At 70.7% G+C, this 20,157-nt stretch carries 15 protein-coding genes; 10 read left to right on the top strand and 5 right to left on the bottom strand.

What is annotated here, in order from left to right:
- Window positions 1-5 precede the first annotated feature (5 nt).
- Both J8N05_RS33415 and J8N05_RS33410 read right to left on the bottom strand, forming a co-directional pair.
- Entirely contained in the window at window positions 6-2,066 is a 2,061-nt protein-coding gene (locus J8N05_RS33415; RefSeq protein WP_210889388.1) for a glycoside hydrolase family 31 protein, read from the bottom strand.
- A 103-nt stretch (window positions 2,067-2,169) separates the two neighbouring features.
- Window positions 2,170-3,183 carry a LacI family DNA-binding transcriptional regulator gene (locus tag J8N05_RS33410; RefSeq protein WP_210889385.1) on the bottom strand — a complete coding sequence of 338 codons (1,014 nt, stop codon included), beginning with the start codon at window positions 3,181-3,183 and terminating at the stop codon, window positions 2,170-2,172.
- 343 nt (window positions 3,184-3,526) lie between these two features.
- Here J8N05_RS33410 and J8N05_RS33405 point away from each other — a divergent pair, with 343 nt between their 5' ends.
- The 8 genes from J8N05_RS33405 (at window position 3,527) to J8N05_RS33370 (ending at window position 16,241) form a co-directional block, all read left to right on the top strand.
- Window positions 3,527-5,473: an acyl-CoA dehydrogenase family protein gene (locus J8N05_RS33405; RefSeq protein WP_210889383.1), complete on the top strand. Its 1,947-nt coding sequence runs from the start codon at window positions 3,527-3,529 to the stop codon at window positions 5,471-5,473.
- A gap of 294 nt (window positions 5,474-5,767) precedes the next feature.
- On the top strand, window positions 5,768-8,500 hold the full coding sequence (secA, locus tag J8N05_RS33400; protein ID WP_210889381.1) for a preprotein translocase subunit SecA: 2,733 nt from the start codon (window positions 5,768-5,770) through the stop codon (window positions 8,498-8,500).
- Window positions 8,501-8,648: 148 nt separating this feature from the next.
- Window positions 8,649-9,926 (top strand): 1-deoxy-D-xylulose-5-phosphate reductoisomerase, encoded by a 1,278-nt coding sequence (dxr, locus tag J8N05_RS33395; protein ID WP_210889379.1) that lies wholly within the window; start codon window positions 8,649-8,651, stop codon window positions 9,924-9,926.
- On the top strand, window positions 9,923-11,227 hold the full coding sequence (locus tag J8N05_RS33390) for a M50 family metallopeptidase (protein WP_210889377.1): 1,305 nt from the start codon (window positions 9,923-9,925) through the stop codon (window positions 11,225-11,227). Before dxr ends, J8N05_RS33390 begins: the two co-directional genes overlap by 4 nt.
- 167 nt (window positions 11,228-11,394) lie before the next feature.
- A complete protein-coding gene (gene ispG, locus J8N05_RS33385; protein WP_210889375.1) occupies window positions 11,395-12,552 on the top strand; it encodes a flavodoxin-dependent (E)-4-hydroxy-3-methylbut-2-enyl-diphosphate synthase in 1,158 nt (385 codons plus the stop codon).
- A gap of 302 nt (window positions 12,553-12,854) precedes the next feature.
- Window positions 12,855-13,703, top strand: coding sequence for a GNAT family N-acetyltransferase (locus J8N05_RS33380; protein WP_210890549.1), 849 nt, complete (start codon window positions 12,855-12,857; stop codon window positions 13,701-13,703).
- A 133-nt stretch (window positions 13,704-13,836) separates the two neighbouring features.
- Window positions 13,837-14,415 (top strand): GNAT family N-acetyltransferase, encoded by a 579-nt coding sequence (locus tag J8N05_RS33375; protein ID WP_210889373.1) that lies wholly within the window; start codon window positions 13,837-13,839, stop codon window positions 14,413-14,415.
- 128 nt (window positions 14,416-14,543) lie between these two features.
- Entirely contained in the window at window positions 14,544-16,241 is a 1,698-nt protein-coding gene (locus J8N05_RS33370; protein WP_210889371.1) for a proline--tRNA ligase, read from the top strand.
- Between the two features lie 48 nt (window positions 16,242-16,289).
- Here J8N05_RS33370 and J8N05_RS33365 read toward each other — a convergent pair whose 3' ends face one another.
- From J8N05_RS33365 to J8N05_RS33355, 3 genes are read right to left on the bottom strand one after another with little or no spacing between them, the layout of a single operon-like run.
- Complete coding sequence (locus tag J8N05_RS33365) at window positions 16,290-17,183, bottom strand: aminoglycoside phosphotransferase family protein (protein WP_210889370.1); 894 nt, start codon at window positions 17,181-17,183, stop codon at window positions 16,290-16,292.
- Window positions 17,184-17,237: 54 nt separating this feature from the next.
- Window positions 17,238-17,747, bottom strand: coding sequence for a ferritin-like domain-containing protein (locus J8N05_RS33360; RefSeq protein ID WP_210889368.1), 510 nt, complete (start codon window positions 17,745-17,747; stop codon window positions 17,238-17,240).
- Window positions 17,744-18,298, bottom strand: a complete 555-nt coding sequence (locus tag J8N05_RS33355; RefSeq protein ID WP_210889366.1) for a hypothetical protein — start codon at window positions 18,296-18,298, stop codon at window positions 17,744-17,746. Before J8N05_RS33355 ends, J8N05_RS33360 begins: the two co-directional genes overlap by 4 nt.
- A 207-nt stretch (window positions 18,299-18,505) precedes the next feature.
- Here J8N05_RS33355 and rimP point away from each other — a divergent pair, with 207 nt between their 5' ends.
- Window positions 18,506-19,021, top strand: coding sequence for a ribosome maturation factor RimP (rimP, locus tag J8N05_RS33350; protein WP_210889364.1), 516 nt, complete (start codon window positions 18,506-18,508; stop codon window positions 19,019-19,021).
- A 2-nt stretch (window positions 19,022-19,023) separates the two neighbouring features.
- Complete coding sequence (gene nusA / locus J8N05_RS33345; RefSeq protein WP_210889362.1) at window positions 19,024-20,082, top strand: transcription termination factor NusA; 1,059 nt, start codon at window positions 19,024-19,026, stop codon at window positions 20,080-20,082.
- The last annotated feature ends 75 nt before the right edge of the window (window positions 20,083-20,157 follow it).

Genomic DNA, 20,157 nt, shown 5'->3' with positions numbered 1-20,157 from the left:
CGCGGCTACTCCGCCACGGGCAGCCGCGCGTCGTCCCGCAGGAACAGCGGGATGCGGTCCAGCGGGGCGTCGACGGTCACGGCCGCGCCGCCCCGGTACTCCTCGCCCGTCCACGCGTCCGTCCAGCGCGCGCCCGCCGGCAGATACGCCGTACGGACCGTCGCACCCGCCGTGAGCACCGGCGCGACCAGCAGATCCCGGCCGAAGAGGTACGCGTCGTCCACCGACCAGGCCGCCTGGTCGTCCGGGAACTCCAGGAACAGCGGCCGCATCACCGGCAGCCCCTCCTCGTGGGCCTCCCGCATGACATCGAGCACGTACGGCTTCAGGCGCTCGCGCAGATGGAGGTACTTCTCCAGGATCGGCCGGGCCTGTTCGCCGTACGACCACACCTCGTTCGGGCCGCCGGTCATCTCCGGGCCCAGCGGGGTGCCCGGGTCGCGGAAGCCGTGCAGGCGCATCAGCGGGGACAGCGCGCCGAACTGGAACCAGCGGATCATCACCTCGCGGTACGCCGGGTCGTCCGGGTCGCCGCCGTGGAAGCCGCCGATGTCGGTGTTCCACCAGGGGATGCCGGACAGCGAGGTGTTGAGGCCCGCCGCTATCTGGCGCCGCAGGGTCGCGAAGTCCGTGCCGATGTCGCCCGACCACAGGGCCGCCCCGTACCGCTGACTTCCCGCCCACGCCGAGCGGTTGAGGGTGACGACCTCGCTCTCGCCGGCCGCCAGCATGCCCTCGTGGAAGGCGCGGGAGTTCTCGCGCGGATACATGTTGCCCACTTCGAGGCCGGGGCCCGCCCAGTAGCGCAGGTTCTCCTGGAATCCCGGCTTCAGCTCGGGCTCGCAGGCGTCCAGCCAGAAGGACGTGATCCCGTACGGCTCCAGGTAGTTGTCCCTGATCCTCGACCACAGGAACTCCCGCGCCTCGGGGTTCGTCGCGTCGTAGAAGGCGACCTGGACCGTGGAGGCGACCTCCTTGTCCGGCCAGTCGGCGTGCGCCATCGGGCCGTACTGGGTGCCGACGAACCAGCCGCGCTGCTCCATGAGCCGGTGGTTCTCGGAGAGCGGCGAGACGGACGGCCAGACGGACACGACGAGCTTGACGCCCAGCTCCGCCAGCTCCCGCTGCATGCCCGCCGGATCGGGCCACTCCGCCGGGTCGAACTTCCAGTCGCCCAGATGCGTCCAGTGGAAGAAGTCGCAGACGATGACGTCGAGCGGCAGCCCGCGGCGCCTGTACTCCCTTGCCACGCCGAGGAGTTCGTCCTGGGTACGGTAGCGCAGCTTGCACTGCCAGAAGCCCGCCGCCCACTCGGGCAGCATCGGCGTACGCCCGGTCACCGCGCTGTAGCGGCGCTGCGCGTCGGCCGGATCGCCCGCCGTGATCCAGTAGTCGATCTGCCGGGCCGAGTCCGCCACCCAGCGCGTGCCGTTGCCCGCCAGTTCCACCCGGCCGATCGCCGGGCTGTTCCACAGCAGGGTGTAGCCGCGGCTGGACGTGAGCACCGGGATGGTCACCTCGGCGTTGCGCTGGACCAGGTCGAGGACGGCGCCCTTCTGGTCGAGCAGCCCGTGCTGGTGCTGTCCCAGGCCGTACAGCTTCTCGCCCTCGTAGGCGGCGAAGCGCTGCTCCAGGCGGTGGTAGCCGTTGCCGACGGGCGTGTACAGGCGCGGGCCCGGCCACCAGAAGTGGGCGCGCTCCTCGGCGAGGAGTTCGGCCCCGCCGTCGGTGCGCACGAAGCGGATCAGCCCCTCGGCGTCGACCTCGACCGTCAGCGCGCCGACGGTCAGCAGACCCCGGCCGCCCTCGATCTTGACGGTGGCCTCGGTGGGAGGCGCCTCGTCGAGCACGGCGGCGGGCAGACCCTCCAGGACGGGACCGCCGAGCCTGGCCCGTACCCGTACGGCGTCCGGGCCCCACGGTTCGACGCGTACGGTCTCCTGCCGGCCGCTCCACTCCAGCGCGCCGTCGCGTTCACGGAACGTGCCGACGGTGGGCGAGGACTGGGCGAGACTCGCGGACCCCGAGCCGGACTGTCCCGGCCGGTTCTCGACATGCTGATTCATGCGGAGTGCTCCTGAAGGGAGGAGTGGCGACAAGACCCGGTCACGCGGCTGGGGAGGACCGGGTCGGGGGGAGTGGGTCGGGCAGGGAGTGGGGTGGTGCGGGTCAGGCGGCGGCCGGGGCCGGGCCCGTGCTCGCCCGGACCGTCAACTCGGGCGCGATGAGCACGACTTCGTCCTTGCCGCGCCCCTCCAGCTTGGCGATCAGATGCTCCACCGCGTTACGGCCCATCTCCTGGGCGGGGATGGCGACCGAGGTCAGCCGTACCGAGGCCTGGACGGCGACCTGGTCCGGGCAGATCGCGATCACCGAGACGTCCTCGGGAACGGCGCGGCCCTGTCGGCGCAGCAGCGCGAGCAGCGGCTCGACCGCCGACTCGTTCTGCACGACGAAGCCCGTCGTTCCGGGGCGCTCGTCGAAGACCCGGGCCAGGGTCAGGGACATCGCGTCGAAGCCGCCCTCGCACGGGCGGTGCAGCACCCGCAGGCCCAGCTCGCGCGAGCGGGACCTGAGCCCGTCGAGCGTGCGCTCGGCGAACCCCGTGTGCCGTTCGTACACCGCGGGCGCCTCACCGATGACAGCGATGTCACGGTGTCCGAGCATCGCGAGATGTTCGGCGCACAGCGCGCCCGTCGCGCCGAAGTCGAGATCCACGCAGGTCAGACCACTGGTGTCGGCGGGCAGCCCGATGAGGACGGACGGCTGCTCGGTGCCGCGCAGCAGCGGCAGCCGCTCGTCGTCCAGCTCGACGTCCATCAGGATCATCGCGTCGGCGAGCCCGCTGCCGGTGACCCGGCGCACGGCGTCGGGGCCCTCCTCGCCGGTGAGCAGCAGCACGTCGTACCCGTGGGAGCGCGCCGAGGTCGTCACCGCGATGGCGATCTCCATCATCACGGGTACGTACATGTCCGTGCGGAGCGGGATCATCAGCGCGATGATGTTGGACCGGCTGCTTGCCAGCGCCCGGGCTCCCGCGTTGGGGTGGTAACCGAGCACCTGGATGCTCTCCTCGACCCGCTGCCGGGTGCCCGCGGAGATGGACCGCTTGCCGCTGAGGACATAGCTCACCGTGCTCGCCGAGACTCCGGCGTGCTGGGCGACCTCGGCGAGGGTGACCATCCGGGTCTCCGGTTCTGTGAAGCGCTTCGACGCGGCGCGCTGCGGGTGGTGGTGGCTTGACAGTAGCTGGGTGGCGGGTGGGTGTCCATAGGTTGTCGAAGCGCTTCGACTCCGTCGGGGGTGGGGGATGCCCACCGGGGTGGGGGACTCGGGTTTGTCGGCGGGTGCCGGCCGGTGGGGGTCGGGCGCGCAGTTCCCCGCGCCCCTGGCGGGGCGGCCCTGCGGGCCTGCCCCGCCTCCCCATGGCGCGCGAGGGCTGGTGGGTGGGGGCGTTATCGGGTACATACGATCCAGTAGCACCGGTGAGTAACGTAACCGGACCAAGATCCCTATTCGCGGCGAGGTGAGCCTCTTGTCCGCAACACCCCACCAGCCCGCTGTCTCCGAACGTGAGGCCCGTCAGGTCGCCGAGGCCGCGCGGGAGCAGGACTGGCGCAAGCCCAGCTTCGCCAAGGAGCTGTTCCTCGGCCGCTTCCGGCTCGATCTGATCCACCCCCACCCGATGCCCCCGGACGAGGACGCCCAGCGCGGCGAGCAGTTCCTCGCCAAGCTGCACGACTTCTGCGAGACCAGGGTCGACGCCGCGCGCATCGAGCGGGAGGCCCGCATCCCCGACGAGGTGATCAACGGGCTCAAGGAACTCGGCGCCCTCGGGATGAAGATCGACACGAAGTACGGCGGCCTCGGTCTGACGCAGGTCTACTACAACAAGGCGCTCGCCCTGATCGGTTCGGCGAACCCCGCGCTCGGCGCCCTGTTCTCCGCGCACCAGTCGATCGGCGTACCGCAGCCGCTGAAGCTCTTCGGCACCCAGGAGCAGAAGGACGCCTTCCTGCCGCGTCTCGCCCGGACCGACATCTCCGCCTTCCTGCTCACCGAGCCCGACGTGGGGTCCGACCCGGCGCGGCTCGCGACCAGCGCGGTGCCGGACGGGGACGACTACGTCCTCGACGGGGTGAAGCTCTGGACGACCAACGGCGTCGTCGCCGACCTGCTCGTCGTGATGGCGCGCGTGCCGAAGTCCGAGGGGCACAGGGGCGGCATCACCGCGTTCGTCGTGGAGGCCGCCTCGGAGGGTGTCACCGTCGAGAACCGCAACGTGTTCATGGGGCTGCGCGGCCTGGAGAACGGTGTCACGCGCTTCCACCGGGTCCGGGTGCCCGCCGCGAACCGCATCGGCGCGGAGGGGGCCGGGCTCAAGATCGCCCTGACCACCCTCAACACCGGACGGCTCTCGCTGCCCGCGATGTGCGTCGGCGCCGGCAAGTGGTGCCTGAAGATCGCCCGCGAGTGGTCGTCCGTACGGGAGCAGTGGGGCAAGCCGGTGGCCCACCACGAGGCCGTGGGCGCCAAGATCTCCTTCATCGCGGCGACCACGTTCGCCCTGGAGGCCGTGCTCGACCTGTCGTCCCAGATGGCCGACGAGGACCGCAACGACATCCGCATCGAGGCCGCCCTCGCCAAGCTCTTCGGCTCCGAGATGGCCTGGCTGATGGCCGACGAACTGGTCCAGATCCGCGGCGGGCGCGGCTTCGAGACCGCCGACTCGCTCGCCGCCCGCGGCGAACGGGCCGTCCCCGCCGAGCAGGTGCTGCGCGATCTGCGCATCAACCGCATCTTCGAGGGCTCGACGGAGATCATGCACCTCCTGATCGCCCGTGAGGCCGTCGACGCCCACCTCTCCGTCGCCGGAGACCTCATCGACCCCGACAAGTCCCTGGCCGACAAGGCGAGGGCGGGCGCGAACGCCGGGGTCTTCTACGCCAAGTGGTTCCCGAAGCTGGTCGCGGGCGCCGGTCAACTCCCGCGCGCGTACGGGGACTTCCACCCGGCCGGGCACGTCGACCTCTCCGGCCACCTGCGGTACGTGGAACGCTCGGCCCGCAAGCTCGCCCGCTCCACCTTCTACGCCATGTCCCGCTGGCAGGGCCGGATGGAGACCAAACAGGGCTTCCTCGCCCGGATCGTCGACATCGGCGCCGAACTGTTCGCGATGAGCGCCGTCTGCGTCCGCGCCGAACTCCTGCGCACCACCGAGGCGCACGGCCGCGAGGCGTACCAGCTCGCGGACGCCTTCTGCGGTCAGTCCCGCATTCGCGTGGAAGAACTCTTCGGCCGCCTGTGGTCCAACACCGACGACGTCGACCGCAAGGTCGTCAAGGGCGTTCTCGGCGGCGCCTACACCTGGCTGGAGAACGGAATCGTCGACCTGTCCGGCGACGGCCCCTGGATCGCCGACGCGACCCCCGGAACATCAGAAAAGGAAAACGTCCACCGCCCCATCCGCTGACCTTTCCCCCAGGAATGCACAGCTGTCCCCGCCACCGTTCCGCTGCTTGCCGCACGGAAATTCTGCGTCAACAATGAGCGGACCGGCGAGCGGGGACAGCGCCCCTGAGGGGGCGCGGGGAACGGCGCGATCCTTTCGCTTTTCAGGGGCGCGGGGCTGTGACATATGCGGCTCCGCCGCGTGGGCGCGACCAGCCCCCACCGGCCGGCACCCGAAGAACGGGATCAGATACATCCGCGTCAGGGGGTAATTCCAGTGCCGGTACTGGGTCTGGACAACATCACCGGCAGGATAATGCGAGCCGGAGAAGGCAGAATCCTCCGCAGACTCCAGCGCACAGCCGAACAGATCGGCTCCCTCGAAGCGGAATTCGAGCAGCTCACCGACGAAGAACTCCAGGCACTCACCCCCGAGTTCAAAGAACGCCACGAGGCGGGCGAGAGCCTCGACGACCTCCTGCCGGAGGCGTTCGCCGCGATGCGCGAGGCCGCCCGCCGCACCCTGGGAATGCGCCACTTCGACGTGCAGCTGATGGGCGGCGCGGCCCTGCACCTCGGCAACATCGCCGAGATGCAGACCGGCGAAGGCAAGACCCTGGTCGCCACCCTGCCCGTCTACCTGAACGCCCTGACCGGCAAGGGCGTCCACCTCGTCACCGTCAACGACTACCTCGCCCAGCGCGACGCCGACTGGATGGGCCGCGCCTACCGCTTCCTCGGACTGACCGTCGGTGTCATCAGGACCCAGTCGACCCCGGCCGAGCGCCGCGAGCAGTACGCCTGCGACATCACCTACGGCACCAACACCGAGTTCGGCTTCGACTACCTGCGCGACAACATGGCCTGGTCGAGGGACGAACTCGTGCAGCGCGGCCACCACTTCGCCATCGTCGACGAGGCCGACTCGATCCTCATCGACGAGGCCAGGACCCCGCTGATCATCTCCGGCCCGGCAGACCAGCCCACCCACTGGTACGAGGCCTTCGCCACGATGGTCACCCGGATGCGCGGAGTCGCCGTCCAGGACGAGAACTTCACCACCCCGGCCGACAAGGACCGCCTCGCCCGGCTGCGCGCCACCCACGACTACGAGTACGACCCGAAGAAGCGCACCGTGGCGATCCTCGACCCCGGAGTGGAGTTCCTCCAGGACCAGCTCGGCATCGAGAGCCTCTACGAGTCCGACCACACGCCCCTCATCGGCCATCTGAACAACGCGCTGAAGGCGAAGGAACACTTCAAGCGCGACAAGGACTACGTCGTCGTCGACGGCGAGGTCCTCATCGTCGACGAGCACACCGGCCGCATCCTCGCCGGACGCCGCTACAACGAGGGGCTGCACCAGGCCATCGAGGCGAAGGAGGCGGTGACGGTCAAGGACGAGAACCAGACCCTCGCCACGATCACCCTCCAGAACTTCTTCCGGCTCTACGACAAGCTCGGCGGCATGACCGGCACCGCCATGACCGAGGCCGCCGAGTTCCACCAGATCTACAAACTGCACGTGGTGCCGATCCCCACCAACCGGCCGATGGCCCGCGCCGACGACCCCGACCAGATCTACCGGACCGTCGACGCCAAGTACACGGCGATCCTCGACGACATCGCCGACAGGCACGACAAGGGCCAGCCGGTCCTCGTCGGCACCACCTCCGTCGAGAAGTCCGAGATCCTCGCCGCCCGGCTGAGGCAGCGCGGCATACGGCACGAGGTGCTCAACGCGAAGAACCACCAGCGCGAGGCGCAGATCGTGGCCCAGGCCGGCCGCAGGGGCGCGGTCACCGTGGCCACCAACATGGCCGGCCGCGGCACCGACATCATGCTCGGCGGCAACCCGGAGGCCATGGCGCTCGCGGAGCTGGACCGGCGCGGCCTCAGCGCAGAGGAGAGCCCGGACGAGTACCGGGACGAACACGGCAGGACCCTGGAGCGGATCAAGGAGTCGGTCGCCGCCGAGCACGACGAGGTGAAGGACCTCGGCGGGCTGTACGTGCTGGGCACCGAGCGCCACGAGTCCCGCCGCATCGACAACCAGCTGCGCGGGCGCTCCGGCCGCCAGGGCGACCCCGGCGCCTCCCGCTTCTACCTCTCCCTGGAGGACGACCTGATGCGGCTCTTCCGCGCCCAGGTCGTCGACCGTGTGATGTCCATGGCGAACGTCCCCGACGACGTCCCCATCGAGAACAAGATGGTCACGCGCGCCATCGCCTCCGCCCAGTCCCAGCTGGAGCAGCAGCACTTCGAGTCCCGCAAGGACGTGCTCAAGTTCGACGAGGTCCTCAACCGCCAGCGCACCCTCATCTACGCCGAGCGCCGGCGCGTACTGGCCGGGGAGGACCTGAGGGAACAGATCCTCCACTTCATGGACGACACCATCCGCGCGTACGTCGCCGTGGAGACCGCCGACGGCTTCCCCGAGGAATGGGACCTGGACCGGCTCTGGGTCGCCTTCGAACAGCTGTACCCGGTCGGGGTCACCGTCGACGACCTGGAGGAGGCCGCGGGCGACCGCTCCGACCTCACCGCTGACTCGATCACCGACGCCGTCATCGAGGACGTCCGCGCCCGCTACGAGGAGCGCGAGGCCGAGCTGGGCGCGGACGTGCTGCGCGACCTGGAACGCCTCGTGGTGCTGTCGGTCCTGGACCGCAAATGGCGCGAGCACCTGTACGAGATGGACTACCTGCGGGACGGCATCGGACTGCGGTGGACGCTCGGCCGGGAGCCGATCATCGAGTACGAGCGTGAGGGCTACGACATGTTCGTCGCGATGAACGACGCGATCAAGGAGGAGTCCGTCGGGTACGTCTTCAATCTGGACGCGTCCGGTAAATCCGCCGGTCAGGAGAGCCTGGAGGTCGGCCGGCGCACCGATGGGCTGCATTTCAGTGCGCCCACGCTGGATACGGCGGAGGGGGTCGTCGAAGGGGACTTCTCACCGGAGCCTCCGGTGGAGGACGCGGCCGGTGCGAAGCCTCGCCCGCAGCGTGCGGGGAAGTCGCGGAACCGGCGGAAGCGCAAGAGGTAGGGAGTCCGCGGGATCGTTCGTCGGTGCGGCCCGGTGGGGGCTTGTCGCGCAGTTCCCCGCGCCCCTCAAGGGCCCTGACGGGCCCCTTACGGGGCACTCATGGGCGCCCCCGTCCCCTCTGCCCTCGCGTTGCGGCAACAATGGGGGGATGAGCGACAGTCCAACCCCCCTCGCCGATCCGCATCTCGTCTTCGATCCTGTGGACGGGAGCCGGGACGTCGTGATCCTCGGCTCCACCGGCTCGATCGGTACCCAGGCCATCGACCTCGTGCTGCGCAACCCCGACCGGTTCCGGGTGACCGGGCTCTCCGCGGCGGGCGGGCGGGTGGAGCTGCTCGCGGAGCAGGCGCACCGGCTCCGCGTCGAGGCCGTCGCCGTGGCCCGCGAGGACGCCGTACCGGCCCTGCGTGAGGCCCTTTCCGCACGGTACGGGCCCGGGGAGCCCCTTCCCGAGCTGCTCGCCGGCGCGGACGCGGCCACCCGGCTCGCCGCCTCCCCGGGGCACACCGTCCTGAACGGCATCACCGGCTCGATCGGCCTCGCCCCCACCCTCGCCGCCCTGGAGGCGGGCCGCACCCTCGCGCTCGCCAACAAGGAGTCGCTCATCGTCGGCGGCCCCCTGGTGAAGGCGCTGGCCGCGCCGGGCCAGATCATCCCCGTCGACTCCGAGCACGCGGCCCTGTTCCAGGCGCTCGCCTCGGGCACCAGGGCCGACGTACGCAAGCTCGTCGTCACCGCCTCGGGCGGCCCCTTCAGAGGACGTACGAAGGCCGAGCTGGCCGATGTCGCCCCCGAGGACGCCCTCGCGCACCCCACCTGGGCCATGGGGCCCGTCATCACCGTCAACTCCGCGACCCTCGTCAACAAGGGCCTCGAAGTGATCGAGGCGCACCTCCTCTACGACATTCCCTTCGACCGCATTGAGGTGGTCGTGCACCCGCAGTCGTATGTCCACTCGATGGTTGAGTTCACGGACGGATCGACGATGGCCCAGGCGACGCCCCCCGACATGCGCGGGCCGATCGCCATCGGTCTGGGCTGGCCGCAGCGCGTCCCCGACGCCGCACCCGCCTTCGACTGGTCCAAGGCGTCGAGCTGGGAGTTCTTCCCGCTCGACAACGACGCGTTTCCGTCGGTGGGGCTCGCCCGGCACGTCGGGGAGCTCGCGGGCACGGCCCCCGCGGTGTTCAATGCGGCCAACGAAGAATGCGTGGACGCGTTCCTGAACGGCACGCTGCCGTTCAACGGGATCATGGAGACCGTCACGGAGGTCGTCGCCGAGCACGGCACGCCCCGTACGGGAACCTCGCTCACCGTGGCGGACGTCCTCGAAGCGGAGACCTGGGCCCGCGCCCGGGCCCGCGAACTGACAGCACGGACAACGGCTCGGACGACAGCCAAGACAACGGCGGAGGCTCGTGCATGACGACCCTGATGATGATCCTCGGCATAGTCGTCTTCGCGGTCGGCCTGCTCTTCTCGATCGCCTGGCACGAGCTGGGGCATCTCTCCACGGCCAAGCTCTTCGGCATCCGCGTGCCGCAGTACATGGTCGGCTTCGGCCCGACGATCTTCTCGCGCAGGAAGGGCGACACGGAGTACGGGGTCAAGGCGATTCCGCTCGGCGGCTACATCCGCATGATCGGGATGTTCCCGCCCGGCCCCGACGGCCGTATCGAGGCCCGCTCGACCTCCCCGTGGCGCGGCATGATCGAGGACGCCCGCGCGCAGTCCTTCGAGGAACTGCAGCCGGGCGACGAGAACCGGCTCTTCTACACGCGCAAGCCGTGGAAGCGCGTGATCGTGATGTTCGCCGGCCCCTTCATGAACCTGATCCTGGCCGTCGCGATCTTCCTCGGCGTGATGATGACCTTCGGCGTCCAGACCCAGACCACCACGGTCGGCAAGGTCTCCGACTGCGTCATCGAGCAGAGCGAGGCCCGCTCCGAGTGCCAGAAGAGCGACACGGCCGCGCCCGCCAAGGCCGCCGGGCTCAAGGGCGGTGACAAGATCCTCGCGTTCAACGGCGAGAAGGTCACCGACTGGTCCGCCCTCCAGGCCGACATCCGCGCCAACCCCGGCAAGGACGTCACCCTGACCGTCGAGCGCGACGGCAAGCAGCTCGACCTCTCCGCTCACCTCATCCGCAACCAGGTCAGCAAGACCGACGGCCAGGGCGGCTACGTCGAGGGCAAGTACGTGTACGCCGGATTCCTCGGCTTCACGCCCGCCTCCGGCATCGTCCAGCAGTCCTTCGGACAGTCCGTGGACCGCATGGGCGACATGATGCAGAACGGCGTCGAGTCGCTGCTCAACCTGCCGTCCAAGGTGCCGGCCCTGTGGGACGCGGCCTTCGGCGACGGCCCGCGCGAGCCGGACTCCCCGATGGGCGTGGTCGGCGCGGCGCGCGTCGGCGGCGAGGTCTTCACGCTGGACATCCCGCCGGAGAACCAGATCGCGATGATGCTGTTCCTCGTCGCGGGCTTCAACCTCTCCCTGTTCCTGTTCAACATGCTCCCGCTGCTGCCGCTCGACGGCGGACACATCGCGGGCGCCCTGTGGGAGTCGCTGCGGCGCAACGGCGCGAAGGTGCTGCGCCGCCCGGACCCCGGCCCCTTCGACGTGGCGAAGCTGATGCCCGTCGCGTACGTGGTGGCCGGAATCTTCATCTGCTTCACGATCCTGGTCCTGATCGCGGACGTGGTTAACCCGGTCAGAATCTCGTAGCCACATGGTGTTTGCGGCGGCCGGACACGATATGTGTCCGGCCGTCCTCCATCGGGTGGTCCCGTTCGGGGAATGTGCTTCCGGGTTCGGGGGTGCCGTAATCTCGATGACTGGAGCCCGTCAGCTTTCGGGACCGACCGAATCCTTACCTTGGGGTTGCACAGCAGATGACCGCGATTTCACTCGGCATGCCGGACGTTCCGACCAGGCTCGCCGAGCGCCGCAAGAGCCGGAAGATCCAGGTCGGAACCGTGGCGGTGGGCGGCGACGCACCCGTCTCGGTCCAGTCGATGACGACCACGCGTACGTCGGACATCGGCGCCACGCTTCAGCAGATCGCCGAGCTGACCGCGTCCGGCTGCCAGATCGTGCGGGTGGCGTGCCCCACACAGGACGACGCCGACGCGCTCGCCACCATCGCCAAGAAGTCGCAGATCCCCGTCATCGCCGACATCCACTTCCAGCCGAAGTACGTCTTCGCGGCGATCGACGCCGGCTGCGCGGCGGTGCGCGTGAACCCCGGGAACATCAAGCAGTTCGACGACCAGGTCAAGGAGATCGCGCGGGCCGCGAAGGACCACGGCACCCCGATCCGCATCGGCGTCAACGCCGGCTCCCTCGACCGGCGGCTCCTCCAGAAGTACGGCAAGGCGACGCCCGAGGCGCTCGTCGAGTCCGCGCTCTGGGAGGCGTCCCTCTTCGAGGAGCACGACTTCCGGGACATCAAGATCTCGGTCAAGCACAACGACCCCGTGGTCATGGTCAACGCCTACCGCCAGCTCGCCGCGGCCTGCGACTACCCCCTCCACCTCGGCGTCACCGAGGCCGGCCCCGCCTTCCAGGGCACGATCAAGTCGGCGGTCGCCTTCGGGGCGCTGCTCAGCGAGGGCATCGGCGACACCATCCGGGTCTCCCTCTCGGCCCCGCCGGTCGAGGAGATCAAGGTCGGCATGCAGATCCTGGAGTCGCTGAACCTCAAGCAGCGCCGCTTGGAGATCGTCTCCTGCCCGTCCTGCGGGCGCGCGCAGGTCGACGTCTACAAGCTCGCCGAGGAGGTCACGGCCGGCCTTGAGGGCATGGAGGTCCCGCTCCGTGTCGCCGTCATGGGCTGCGTCGTGAACGGGCCCGGCGAGGCCCGCGAGGCCGACCTCGGCGTCGCCTCCGGCAACGGCAAGGGGCAGATCTTCGTCAAGGGCGAGGTCATCAAGACGGTCCCGGAGTCGAAGATCGTGGAGACGCTGATCGAAGAGGCGATGAAGATCGCCGAACAGATGGAAGCGGACGGTGTCCCCTCCGGGGAGCCTTCTGTGGCGATCGCTGGCTGACACGAGCTTCTCCCGCCCCCGCCGCCCCTACCCTTCCCGTCACTGACTCGGGGGCGCTGCCCCCGAACCCCCGGTCCTCAAACGCCGGACGGGCTGAAAGACATCTTTCAGCCCGTCCGGCGTTTGAGGACGAGCGCGCAGCGCGATACGGGGGGGCGAGGGGGCGCAGCCCCCATACGTGGACGGGAACGGGTAGGGGCGGCGGGGGCGAGGAAAACCCCACTCACCCCATCGGTCGGCACGCCACATATTCGCCAGGTACAGTGCGGAGATCAGCAGACCTGATGGTGAAGGCCCCGCACGTGTTGACGCAGACGACCACCAGAGTCCTCGACCCGAGCGACCTGGACGCCGCGCTCGCCGTCCTCGACCGCGAGCCGGTGGCGAACGCCTTCGTGACCTCCCGCGTACAGGTCGCCGGCCTGGACCCCTGGCGCCTAGGCGGCGAGATGTGGGGCTGGTACGAGGACGGCATGCTCACGTCCCTCTGCTACGCAGGCGCCAACCTCGTCCCGATCTGCGCCACCCCCCGCGCGGTACGCGCCTTCGCGGACCGCGCCCGCAGGGCAGGCCGCCGCTGCTCCTCCATCGTCGGCCCCGCCGAGGCCACCGCCCAGCTCTGGCGCCTCCTCGAACCGAACTGGGGCCCCGCCCGTGAGGTCAGGCCGCACCAGCCGCTGATGGTCGCCGACCGGCTCCCCGCCGACATCGCCCCGGACCCGTACGTCCGTCGCATCCGCAAGGACGAGATGGAGACGATCATGCCGGCGTGCGTGGCGATGTTCACGGAGGAGGTCGGCGTCTCCCCGCTCGCGGGCGACGGAGGCCTGCTCTACCAGGCGCGGGTCGCCGAACTCGTCGGCTCCGGGCGCTCGTTCGCCCGCGTCGACCACGACGGCCGGGTCGTCTTCAAGGCGGAGATCGGCGCCGCGACCACCCAGGCCTGCCAGATCCAGGGCGTCTGGGTCGCCCCCGAGTACCGCGGCCAGGGCTACGCGGCCCCCGGCATGGCGGCGGTCCTGCGCTACGCCCTCGCCGACGTGGCCCCCCTGGTCAGCCTCTACGTCAACGACTACAACACAGCGGCCCGAGCCACCTACCGCAGAACCGGCTTCCAGGAAATAGGCGCGTTCATGAGCGTCCTGTTCTGAGAGGCGCAGCCCCGCAGGGGCGCGCCGTCAGGGGCGCGGGGAACGGCGCGACCAGCCACATCGGACCCGCACCCGACAAGACGACAGCCAGGGGCGGGCCCACACGGTGGAGCCCCCCAGGTAGTCTCCGCACATGCTGCGCTTCCCCGGTCAGCCCGGTCAGGACCCCCTCACGCCCGACGACATCGTCATCGGCCCCCTGGACCTGGCCACCCGTGTCGACGAGGCGCTGAACGTCCAGGCCGTGGCCTTCGGGCTCGGCGCGGACGAGATCGCCGTACGACGCCAGATCGTGCTCCGTCACCTCACCTTCCCCGGCGCCCGCGCGCTCGGCGCGACCACCGCCGACGGACGGCTCGCCGGCTTCGTCTACGGCATGCCCAACGACCGCGCGCACTGGTGGTCCACCGTCGTCGAGCCCTATCTGCGCGGGCGGGGACACGACGGCTGGCTGGACGACTCCTTCGTGATCACCGAACTGCACGTCCACCCGGACTTCCAGAACCGCGGGGTCGGCCGCGCCCTGATCACCACCATCACGGACAGCGCCGTCCAGCCGCGCTCGATCCTCTCCGCGATCGACAAGGAGAGCCCGGCCCGAGGCCTGTACCGCTCGCTCGGTTACGAGGACCTCGTCGTCCGGGTCCTGTTCCCCAGCGCACCGAAGCCGTACGTGGTGATGGGCGCCCCGCTGCCCCTCAGACGCCGCTGACGGACCCCTCCGCCGGGCCCCTCACCGGACCCCCGCCCGCCACCGGCGCCGACGAAACGGATTTCCGGCGACGGCAGGCACCCGGCTAACCTCCAAGCACCACCCTTACGCAGCAGGAGTCGAGAACCATGGCCCAGGTCCAGCGCATGTCCCGTTTGATGGTCAAGACACTGCGTGACGACCCGGCGGACGCCGAGGTGCTCAGCCACAAGCTGCTGGTGCGCGCCGGCTACGTCCGCCGGACCGCCGCCGGCCTGTGGTCCTGGCTGCCGCTGGGCAAGAAGGTGCTGGCCAACGTCGAGCGGGTCGTCCGCGAGGAGATGGACGCCATCGGCGCCCAGGAGGTCACCCTGCCCGCCCTGCTGCCGAAGGAGCCCTACGAGGCGACCGGCCGCTGGGAGGAGTACGGCCCCGAGCTGTTCCGCCTCAACGACCGCAAGGGCGGCGACTACCTCCTCGGCCCGACCCACGAGGAGATCTTCACCCTCCTGGTCAAGGACCAGTGCACGTCCTACAAGGACCTGCCCGTGATCCTCTACCAGATCCAGAACAAGTACCGCGACGAGGCCCGCCCCCGCGCCGGCATCCTGCGCGGCCGCGAGTTCCTGATGAAGGACTCGTACTCCTTCGACACGGAGGACGAGGGCCTCGCCGAGTCCTACGCCCTGCACCGCGCCGCGTACCAGAAGATCTTCGCGCGTCTCGGTCTGGACTACCGCATCTGCGCCGCCACCGCGGGCGCCATGGGCGGCTCCAAGTCAGAGGAGTTCCTCGCCCCGGCCGCGGCCGGCGAGGACACCTTCGCCGACTGCCCGAACTGCGACTACGCCGCCAACACCGAGGCGGTCACCTACGCGCTGAAGCCCGTCGACGCCGCCGGGGTCCCCGCGCTGGAGGAGATCCCCACCCCCGAGACCCCGACCATCGAGACGCTCGCCGCGTACCTGGAGGTCCCCGCCTCCGCCACGCTGAAGAACCTGCTGGTCAAGGTGGCCGGCGAGATCGTGGCCGTCGGCGTCCCCGGTGACCGCGAGGTCGACCTGGACAAGGTGGAGGCGCACTTCGCCCCCGCCCCCGTCGAACTGGTCACCGCCGAGGACTTCACGGGCCGCGACGACCTCGTACGCGGCTATGTCGGCCCGCAGGGCCTGGAGAAGGTCCGCTACCTCGCCGACCCGCGCGTCGCCCCCGGCACCGCCTGGATCACCGGCGCCAACCAGGACGGCGTGCACGCGAAGAACGTCGTCGCGGGCCGTGACTTCGAGGTCGACGAGTACGTGGACGTGGTCGTCGTGCGCGAGGGCGACCCCTGCCCCGCCTGCGGCACCGGCCTCAAGCTGGACCGCGCCATCGAGATCGGCCACATCTTCCAGCTCGGCCGCAAGTACGCCGACGCCCTCCAGCTCGACGTGCTCGGCAAGCAGGGCAAGCCGGTCCGCGTCACCATGGGCTCGTACGGCATCGGTGTCTCGCGCGCGGTCGCGGCGCTCGCCGAGCAGCACGCCGACGAGCAGGGCCTGGTCTGGCCCGCCGAGATCGCCCCGGCCGACGTCCATGTCGTCGCGGCGGGCAAGGCCCTCCAGACCGAGCTGGCGCTCGACGTCGCGGAGAAGCTGGGCACGGCGGGCGTTCGGGTGCTCGTGGACGACCGCGCGGGTGTCTCGCCCGGTGTGAAGTTCACCGACGCCGAACTCATCGGCGTACCGAAGATCCTGGTGGCCGGCCGGCGCTCCGCCGAGGGCGTCCTGGAGCTGAAGGACCGCCGCACCGGCGAGCGCGAGGAACTGGCCGTGGACGAGGCGATCGCCCGCCTCACGGCGAAGTAGTCCACAGGGCGGGGCCGTCCCTGAGCGGGCGGCCCCCCGGGACAGCCCTTAGAGCCACGCCGCGAACTCCAGCAGCAGCTCGGCGTCCCGCGGCCGGCCCACCCGCCGGGCCCGTACGCCCGACTCCACGGCCCGGAACAGGGTCCAGCCGCGCAGCCGTTCCTGGTCCAGGTCCAGGGACTCCGCGAGCCGCTTGATCCGCCGGCGGGCGGTGGAGCCGCCGGACGGCGAGGCGATCAGGTCCTCGACCCGGTCGCGGACCAGCCGGGCCAGGTCGAAGGCGCACTCGCCGACCACGGGGTCGGGGCCGACGGCCAGCCAGGGACTGCGTTCGCCGGCCAGGACCTTGCTCTGGCGGAAGGTGCCGTGCAGCAGATGCGCCCGCGGCGGCGACGCCAGCAGTTCCTCCCGCGTCGCGAGGGCCGCGTCGACCAGCGGCGCCGCCTCCGTGTCGGCGCCCGCCCGCATCGCCTCGGCCTGCCGTCCCGTCCGCTCGGCGACCGTCTCGAAGACATGGTCCGAAGGCGGCTCGACCCACAGCCGGCGCAGTGTCCCGGCCGCCTCCAGCATCGACTTGGCCTCCGGCAGCGACCGCACCGACACATCGGGATGCAGCCGCTCAAGGAGCAGCACGCCCTCGGTACCGGCCGGCTCCAGCAGGCGTACCGCGCCCAGGCCGTCCCAGTGCGCCAGCGCGGCCCGCTCGCTCTCCGGGCGGGCCCGGGGCGGCGCCAGCTTTAGTACGGCGGGGGTGTTGTCCGCCAGCCGGACCAGGATCACCAGACTGCCGCGCCCGCCGGGAACCTGCACACGCTCCACGGTCGACCCGCGTAGCGCGACCGCCCGCTCGGCCGCCTCGGGCAGCTTCGCCAGCCAGTCGTCACCACCCGGTGCCGCCTCGCCGAGCGCCCTGACCAGATGCCGCGGCGGTTCGAAAGCCATGCGCGAGTAGTTCCCTTCCGTGTACGGGCCCCCTGTACGCGTTGCCTGGACGCGCTACGAGGTCGGTGTCCCCGACGCGGTGGCGGTGGCCGACCGCTCGGCGAGACCAGGGAAGGCTACGCTCTCGCCGCGCCAGCGCACCGCCCGCACCGCTGCGTCCCGCAGGGCCTGTGCCGCGGCCTGCCGCCGGTCGCCCCCGGCGGCCCGGACGAGGTCGGAGTACACCCCGGCGACCCGGTCCTCCAGCTCGGCGGCGAGCCGCAGGGCGGACTCCTCGTCCGGGACGGTGAAGGGCAGCTTGTAGGCCGCCGCCGCGGGCTTGGGCTCGCCGCCCAGGTCGCGCACCGCGCGGGCCAGCTCGTCACGGCGGGCGCGGTGCGCGTCGTAGGCGGCCCGCGCCTCGGTCCGCCGTGCCTCGCCGATGCGGGCGCCCACGACCCCGTAGCCGTACACGGCGGCGTGCTCGGCGGCGAGCGCGGCCTGCGCGGCCGTCAGCTCCGCCGACGCCTTCGCGGCTGCCCTAGCCTGGGCGCCGCTTGCTTCAGTCCTGCCGGAACCGCTCACTTCTTGTCCTCCGTCAGCAGGAACGCGTGTGCCGCGCCGGCCGCCGCCACCGAGGCGAGCAGCCGGGCCAGCTCTCCCGGCACGTCCGCCAGGGCCTTCATCCGCTTGTCCGCCAACGCGCGCTCGGCCGCGGCGAGTTCACCGCGGGCGTCCTTCTCCATGACCGGCACCTCGGGGGAGGGGGAGGCTGTGGGAGAGGAAGAGGGCGAAGCGCTCGCGGAAACGCCGGTGGAGGGTTTCGCCCGCTTGCCGCCCCCGAACGCCCCGGCATGCCGTACGACCTCCGCGAGCAGCGGTGACAGCCGGGCGTCCAGCGCGGGATGCGCGGCGAGCACGGCCTCGTACCGCCGCGCGAGCTGTTCGCTGTCGCGGGCCGCACGCGCGCGTGCCCGTGCGGCGGCGGACGAACTCCCGCTGGTGGTCCCGGAGGCGGAGTCGGAGCCGGAGCAGCCGACGAGCAGCGCGGAACCGGCGGCGGCTCCGGCGGCCCCGGCGAGCAGGCTCCTTCGGCGCGGTCCCGAGGGGGTGCGCGACGGCAGGGTGAACGGCACGGCAGACGTCCTCGTCAGGGCTCGTACGAACGAAATGGGCGGCAGACCCTTGATCACGGTACCCGCGTACCGCCCCCGGGCCCACCAGCGGCGCCGCCCCGTCACCGGGCGGGACACGGTGGACGGCAACACCCCTTGGGACCGGATACCCTTTGACCTGACACGCGACCTACCCACAACAGCACACGCGGCCGAGGAGTCACCCGGATGAGCACCACCCAGAGCGAGAGGCTGCGAGAGCTCCTGGAACCGCTCGTCAGCTCGCAGGGACTCGACCTCGAAGAGATCGAAGTGGACTCGGTGGGACGCAAGCGTGTGCTGCGTGTCGTCGTCGACTCCGACGAAGGAGCCGACCTCGACGCGATCGCCGATGTGAGCCGCGCGCTCTCGGCGAAGCTCGACGAGACCGACGCCATGGGCCAGGGCGAGTACACCCTTGAGGTGGGCACCCCCGGCGCCGAGCGCGAGCTGAAGGAACACCGCCACTACGTACGTGCCACCGGGCGACTCGTGAAGTTCCAGCAGGGCGACGGCGACGAGCTGGTCGCCCGGATCATCACGGTCGACGACGAGGGCGTGGACGTGGAGGTGCCCGGCGTGAAGGGGCGCAAGCCCACCGCCAAGCGGCTCGCCTTCGAGGACATCGCCAAGGCGCGCGTCCAGGTCGAGTTCAACCGCAAGGACAAGAAGGACGAGAAGGACATGGAAGAGGAGGAGGCGTAGCCGTGGACATCGACATGAGTGCCCTGCGGGGCCTGGTGCGGGAGAAGGAGATCTCCTTCGACCTGCTGGTCGAAGCGATCGAGTCGGCCCTCCTCATCGCCTACCACCGCACCGAGGGAAGCCGCCGCCACGCGCGCGTGAAGCTCGACCGGGAAACCGGCCATGTGACCGTGTGGGCGAAGGAGGACCCCGCCGACCTGGAGGAGGGGCAGGAGGCACGCGAGTTCGACGACACCCCGTCGGACTTCGGCCGGATCGCCGCCACCACCGCCAAGCAGGTCATCCTGCAGCGCCTGCGGGACGCGGAGGACGACGCGACGCTCGGCGAGTACGCGGGCCGGGAGGGTGACATCGTCACCGGTGTCGTCCAGCAGGGCCGCGACCCGAAGAACGTGCTCGTCGACATCGGCAAGCTGGAGGCCATCCTGCCGGTGCAGGAGCAGGTCCCCGGTGAGACGTACCAGCACGGCATGCGGCTGCGGTCGTACGTCGTCCGCGTGGCGAAGGGTGTCCGCGGTCCGTCCGTGACGCTCTCCCGCACGCACCCGAACCTGGTCAAGAAGCTCTTCGCGCTGGAGGTGCCGGAGATCGCCGACGGGTCCGTCGAGATCGCCGCCATCGCCCGCGAGGCCGGCCACCGCACGAAGATCGCCGTCCGGTCCACCCGGTCCGGTCTGAACGCCAAGGGCGCCTGCATCGGCCCGATGGGCGGTCGGGTGCGCAACGTGATGGCCGAGCTGAACGGCGAGAAGATCGACATCGTCGACTGGTCGGACGACCCCGCGGACATGGTGGGCAACGCGCTCTCCCCGGCCCGGGTCTCCAAGGTCGAGGTCGTCGACCTCGCGGCCCGGTCCGCGCGGGTGACCGTGCCCGACTACCAGCTGTCGCTGGCGATCGGCAAGGAGGGCCAGAACGCCCGCCTCGCCGCCCGGCTGACCGGCTGGCGCATCGACATCCGCCCCGACACCGAGCAGAGCGGTGAGGACGGCGGTGACCGGCCCGACGAACGGCGCGAGTACCGGCGTGACGACCGGCGCGAGGGCCGGTCCGGGGAGTGACCCGGGAATAGGCCCGAGCCGCGAGTGGTTTGGATCACGGCGGTTTCACGACAGTTTTATGCGCGGCAACTGTTC

It is taken from the genome of Streptomyces liliiviolaceus, assembly GCF_018070025.1.
GTDB classification, from domain to species: domain Bacteria; phylum Actinomycetota; class Actinomycetes; order Streptomycetales; family Streptomycetaceae; genus Streptomyces; species Streptomyces liliiviolaceus.
Note: the sequence above shows the minus strand (reverse complement) of the source record. Positions and strands in the feature narration are given on the sequence as shown.

What these genes read in the sequence shown, in the direction of transcription:
- J8N05_RS33410 (WP_210889385.1), bottom strand. Translation starts at nt 3,183, where the DNA reads ATGGTCACCCTCGCCGAGGTCGCCCAGCACGCCGGAGTCTCGGCGAGC.
- J8N05_RS33365 (WP_210889370.1), bottom strand. Translation starts at nt 17,183, where the DNA reads ATGGCTTTCGAACCGCCGCGGCATCTGGTCAGGGCGCTCGGCGAGGCG.
- J8N05_RS33415 (WP_210889388.1), bottom strand. Translation starts at nt 2,066, where the DNA reads ATGAATCAGCATGTCGAGAACCGGCCGGGACAGTCCGGCTCGGGGTCC.
- dxr (WP_210889379.1), top strand. Translation starts at nt 8,649, where the DNA reads ATGAGCGACAGTCCAACCCCCCTCGCCGATCCGCATCTCGTCTTCGAT.
- J8N05_RS33390 (WP_210889377.1), top strand. Translation starts at nt 9,923, where the DNA reads ATGACGACCCTGATGATGATCCTCGGCATAGTCGTCTTCGCGGTCGGC.
- secA (WP_210889381.1), top strand. Translation starts at nt 5,768, where the DNA reads ATGCGAGCCGGAGAAGGCAGAATCCTCCGCAGACTCCAGCGCACAGCC.
- rimP (WP_210889364.1), top strand. Translation starts at nt 18,506, where the DNA reads ATGAGCACCACCCAGAGCGAGAGGCTGCGAGAGCTCCTGGAACCGCTC.
- ispG (WP_210889375.1), top strand. Translation starts at nt 11,395, where the DNA reads ATGACCGCGATTTCACTCGGCATGCCGGACGTTCCGACCAGGCTCGCC.
- J8N05_RS33375 (WP_210889373.1), top strand. Translation starts at nt 13,837, where the DNA reads ATGCTGCGCTTCCCCGGTCAGCCCGGTCAGGACCCCCTCACGCCCGAC.
- J8N05_RS33370 (WP_210889371.1), top strand. Translation starts at nt 14,544, where the DNA reads ATGGCCCAGGTCCAGCGCATGTCCCGTTTGATGGTCAAGACACTGCGT.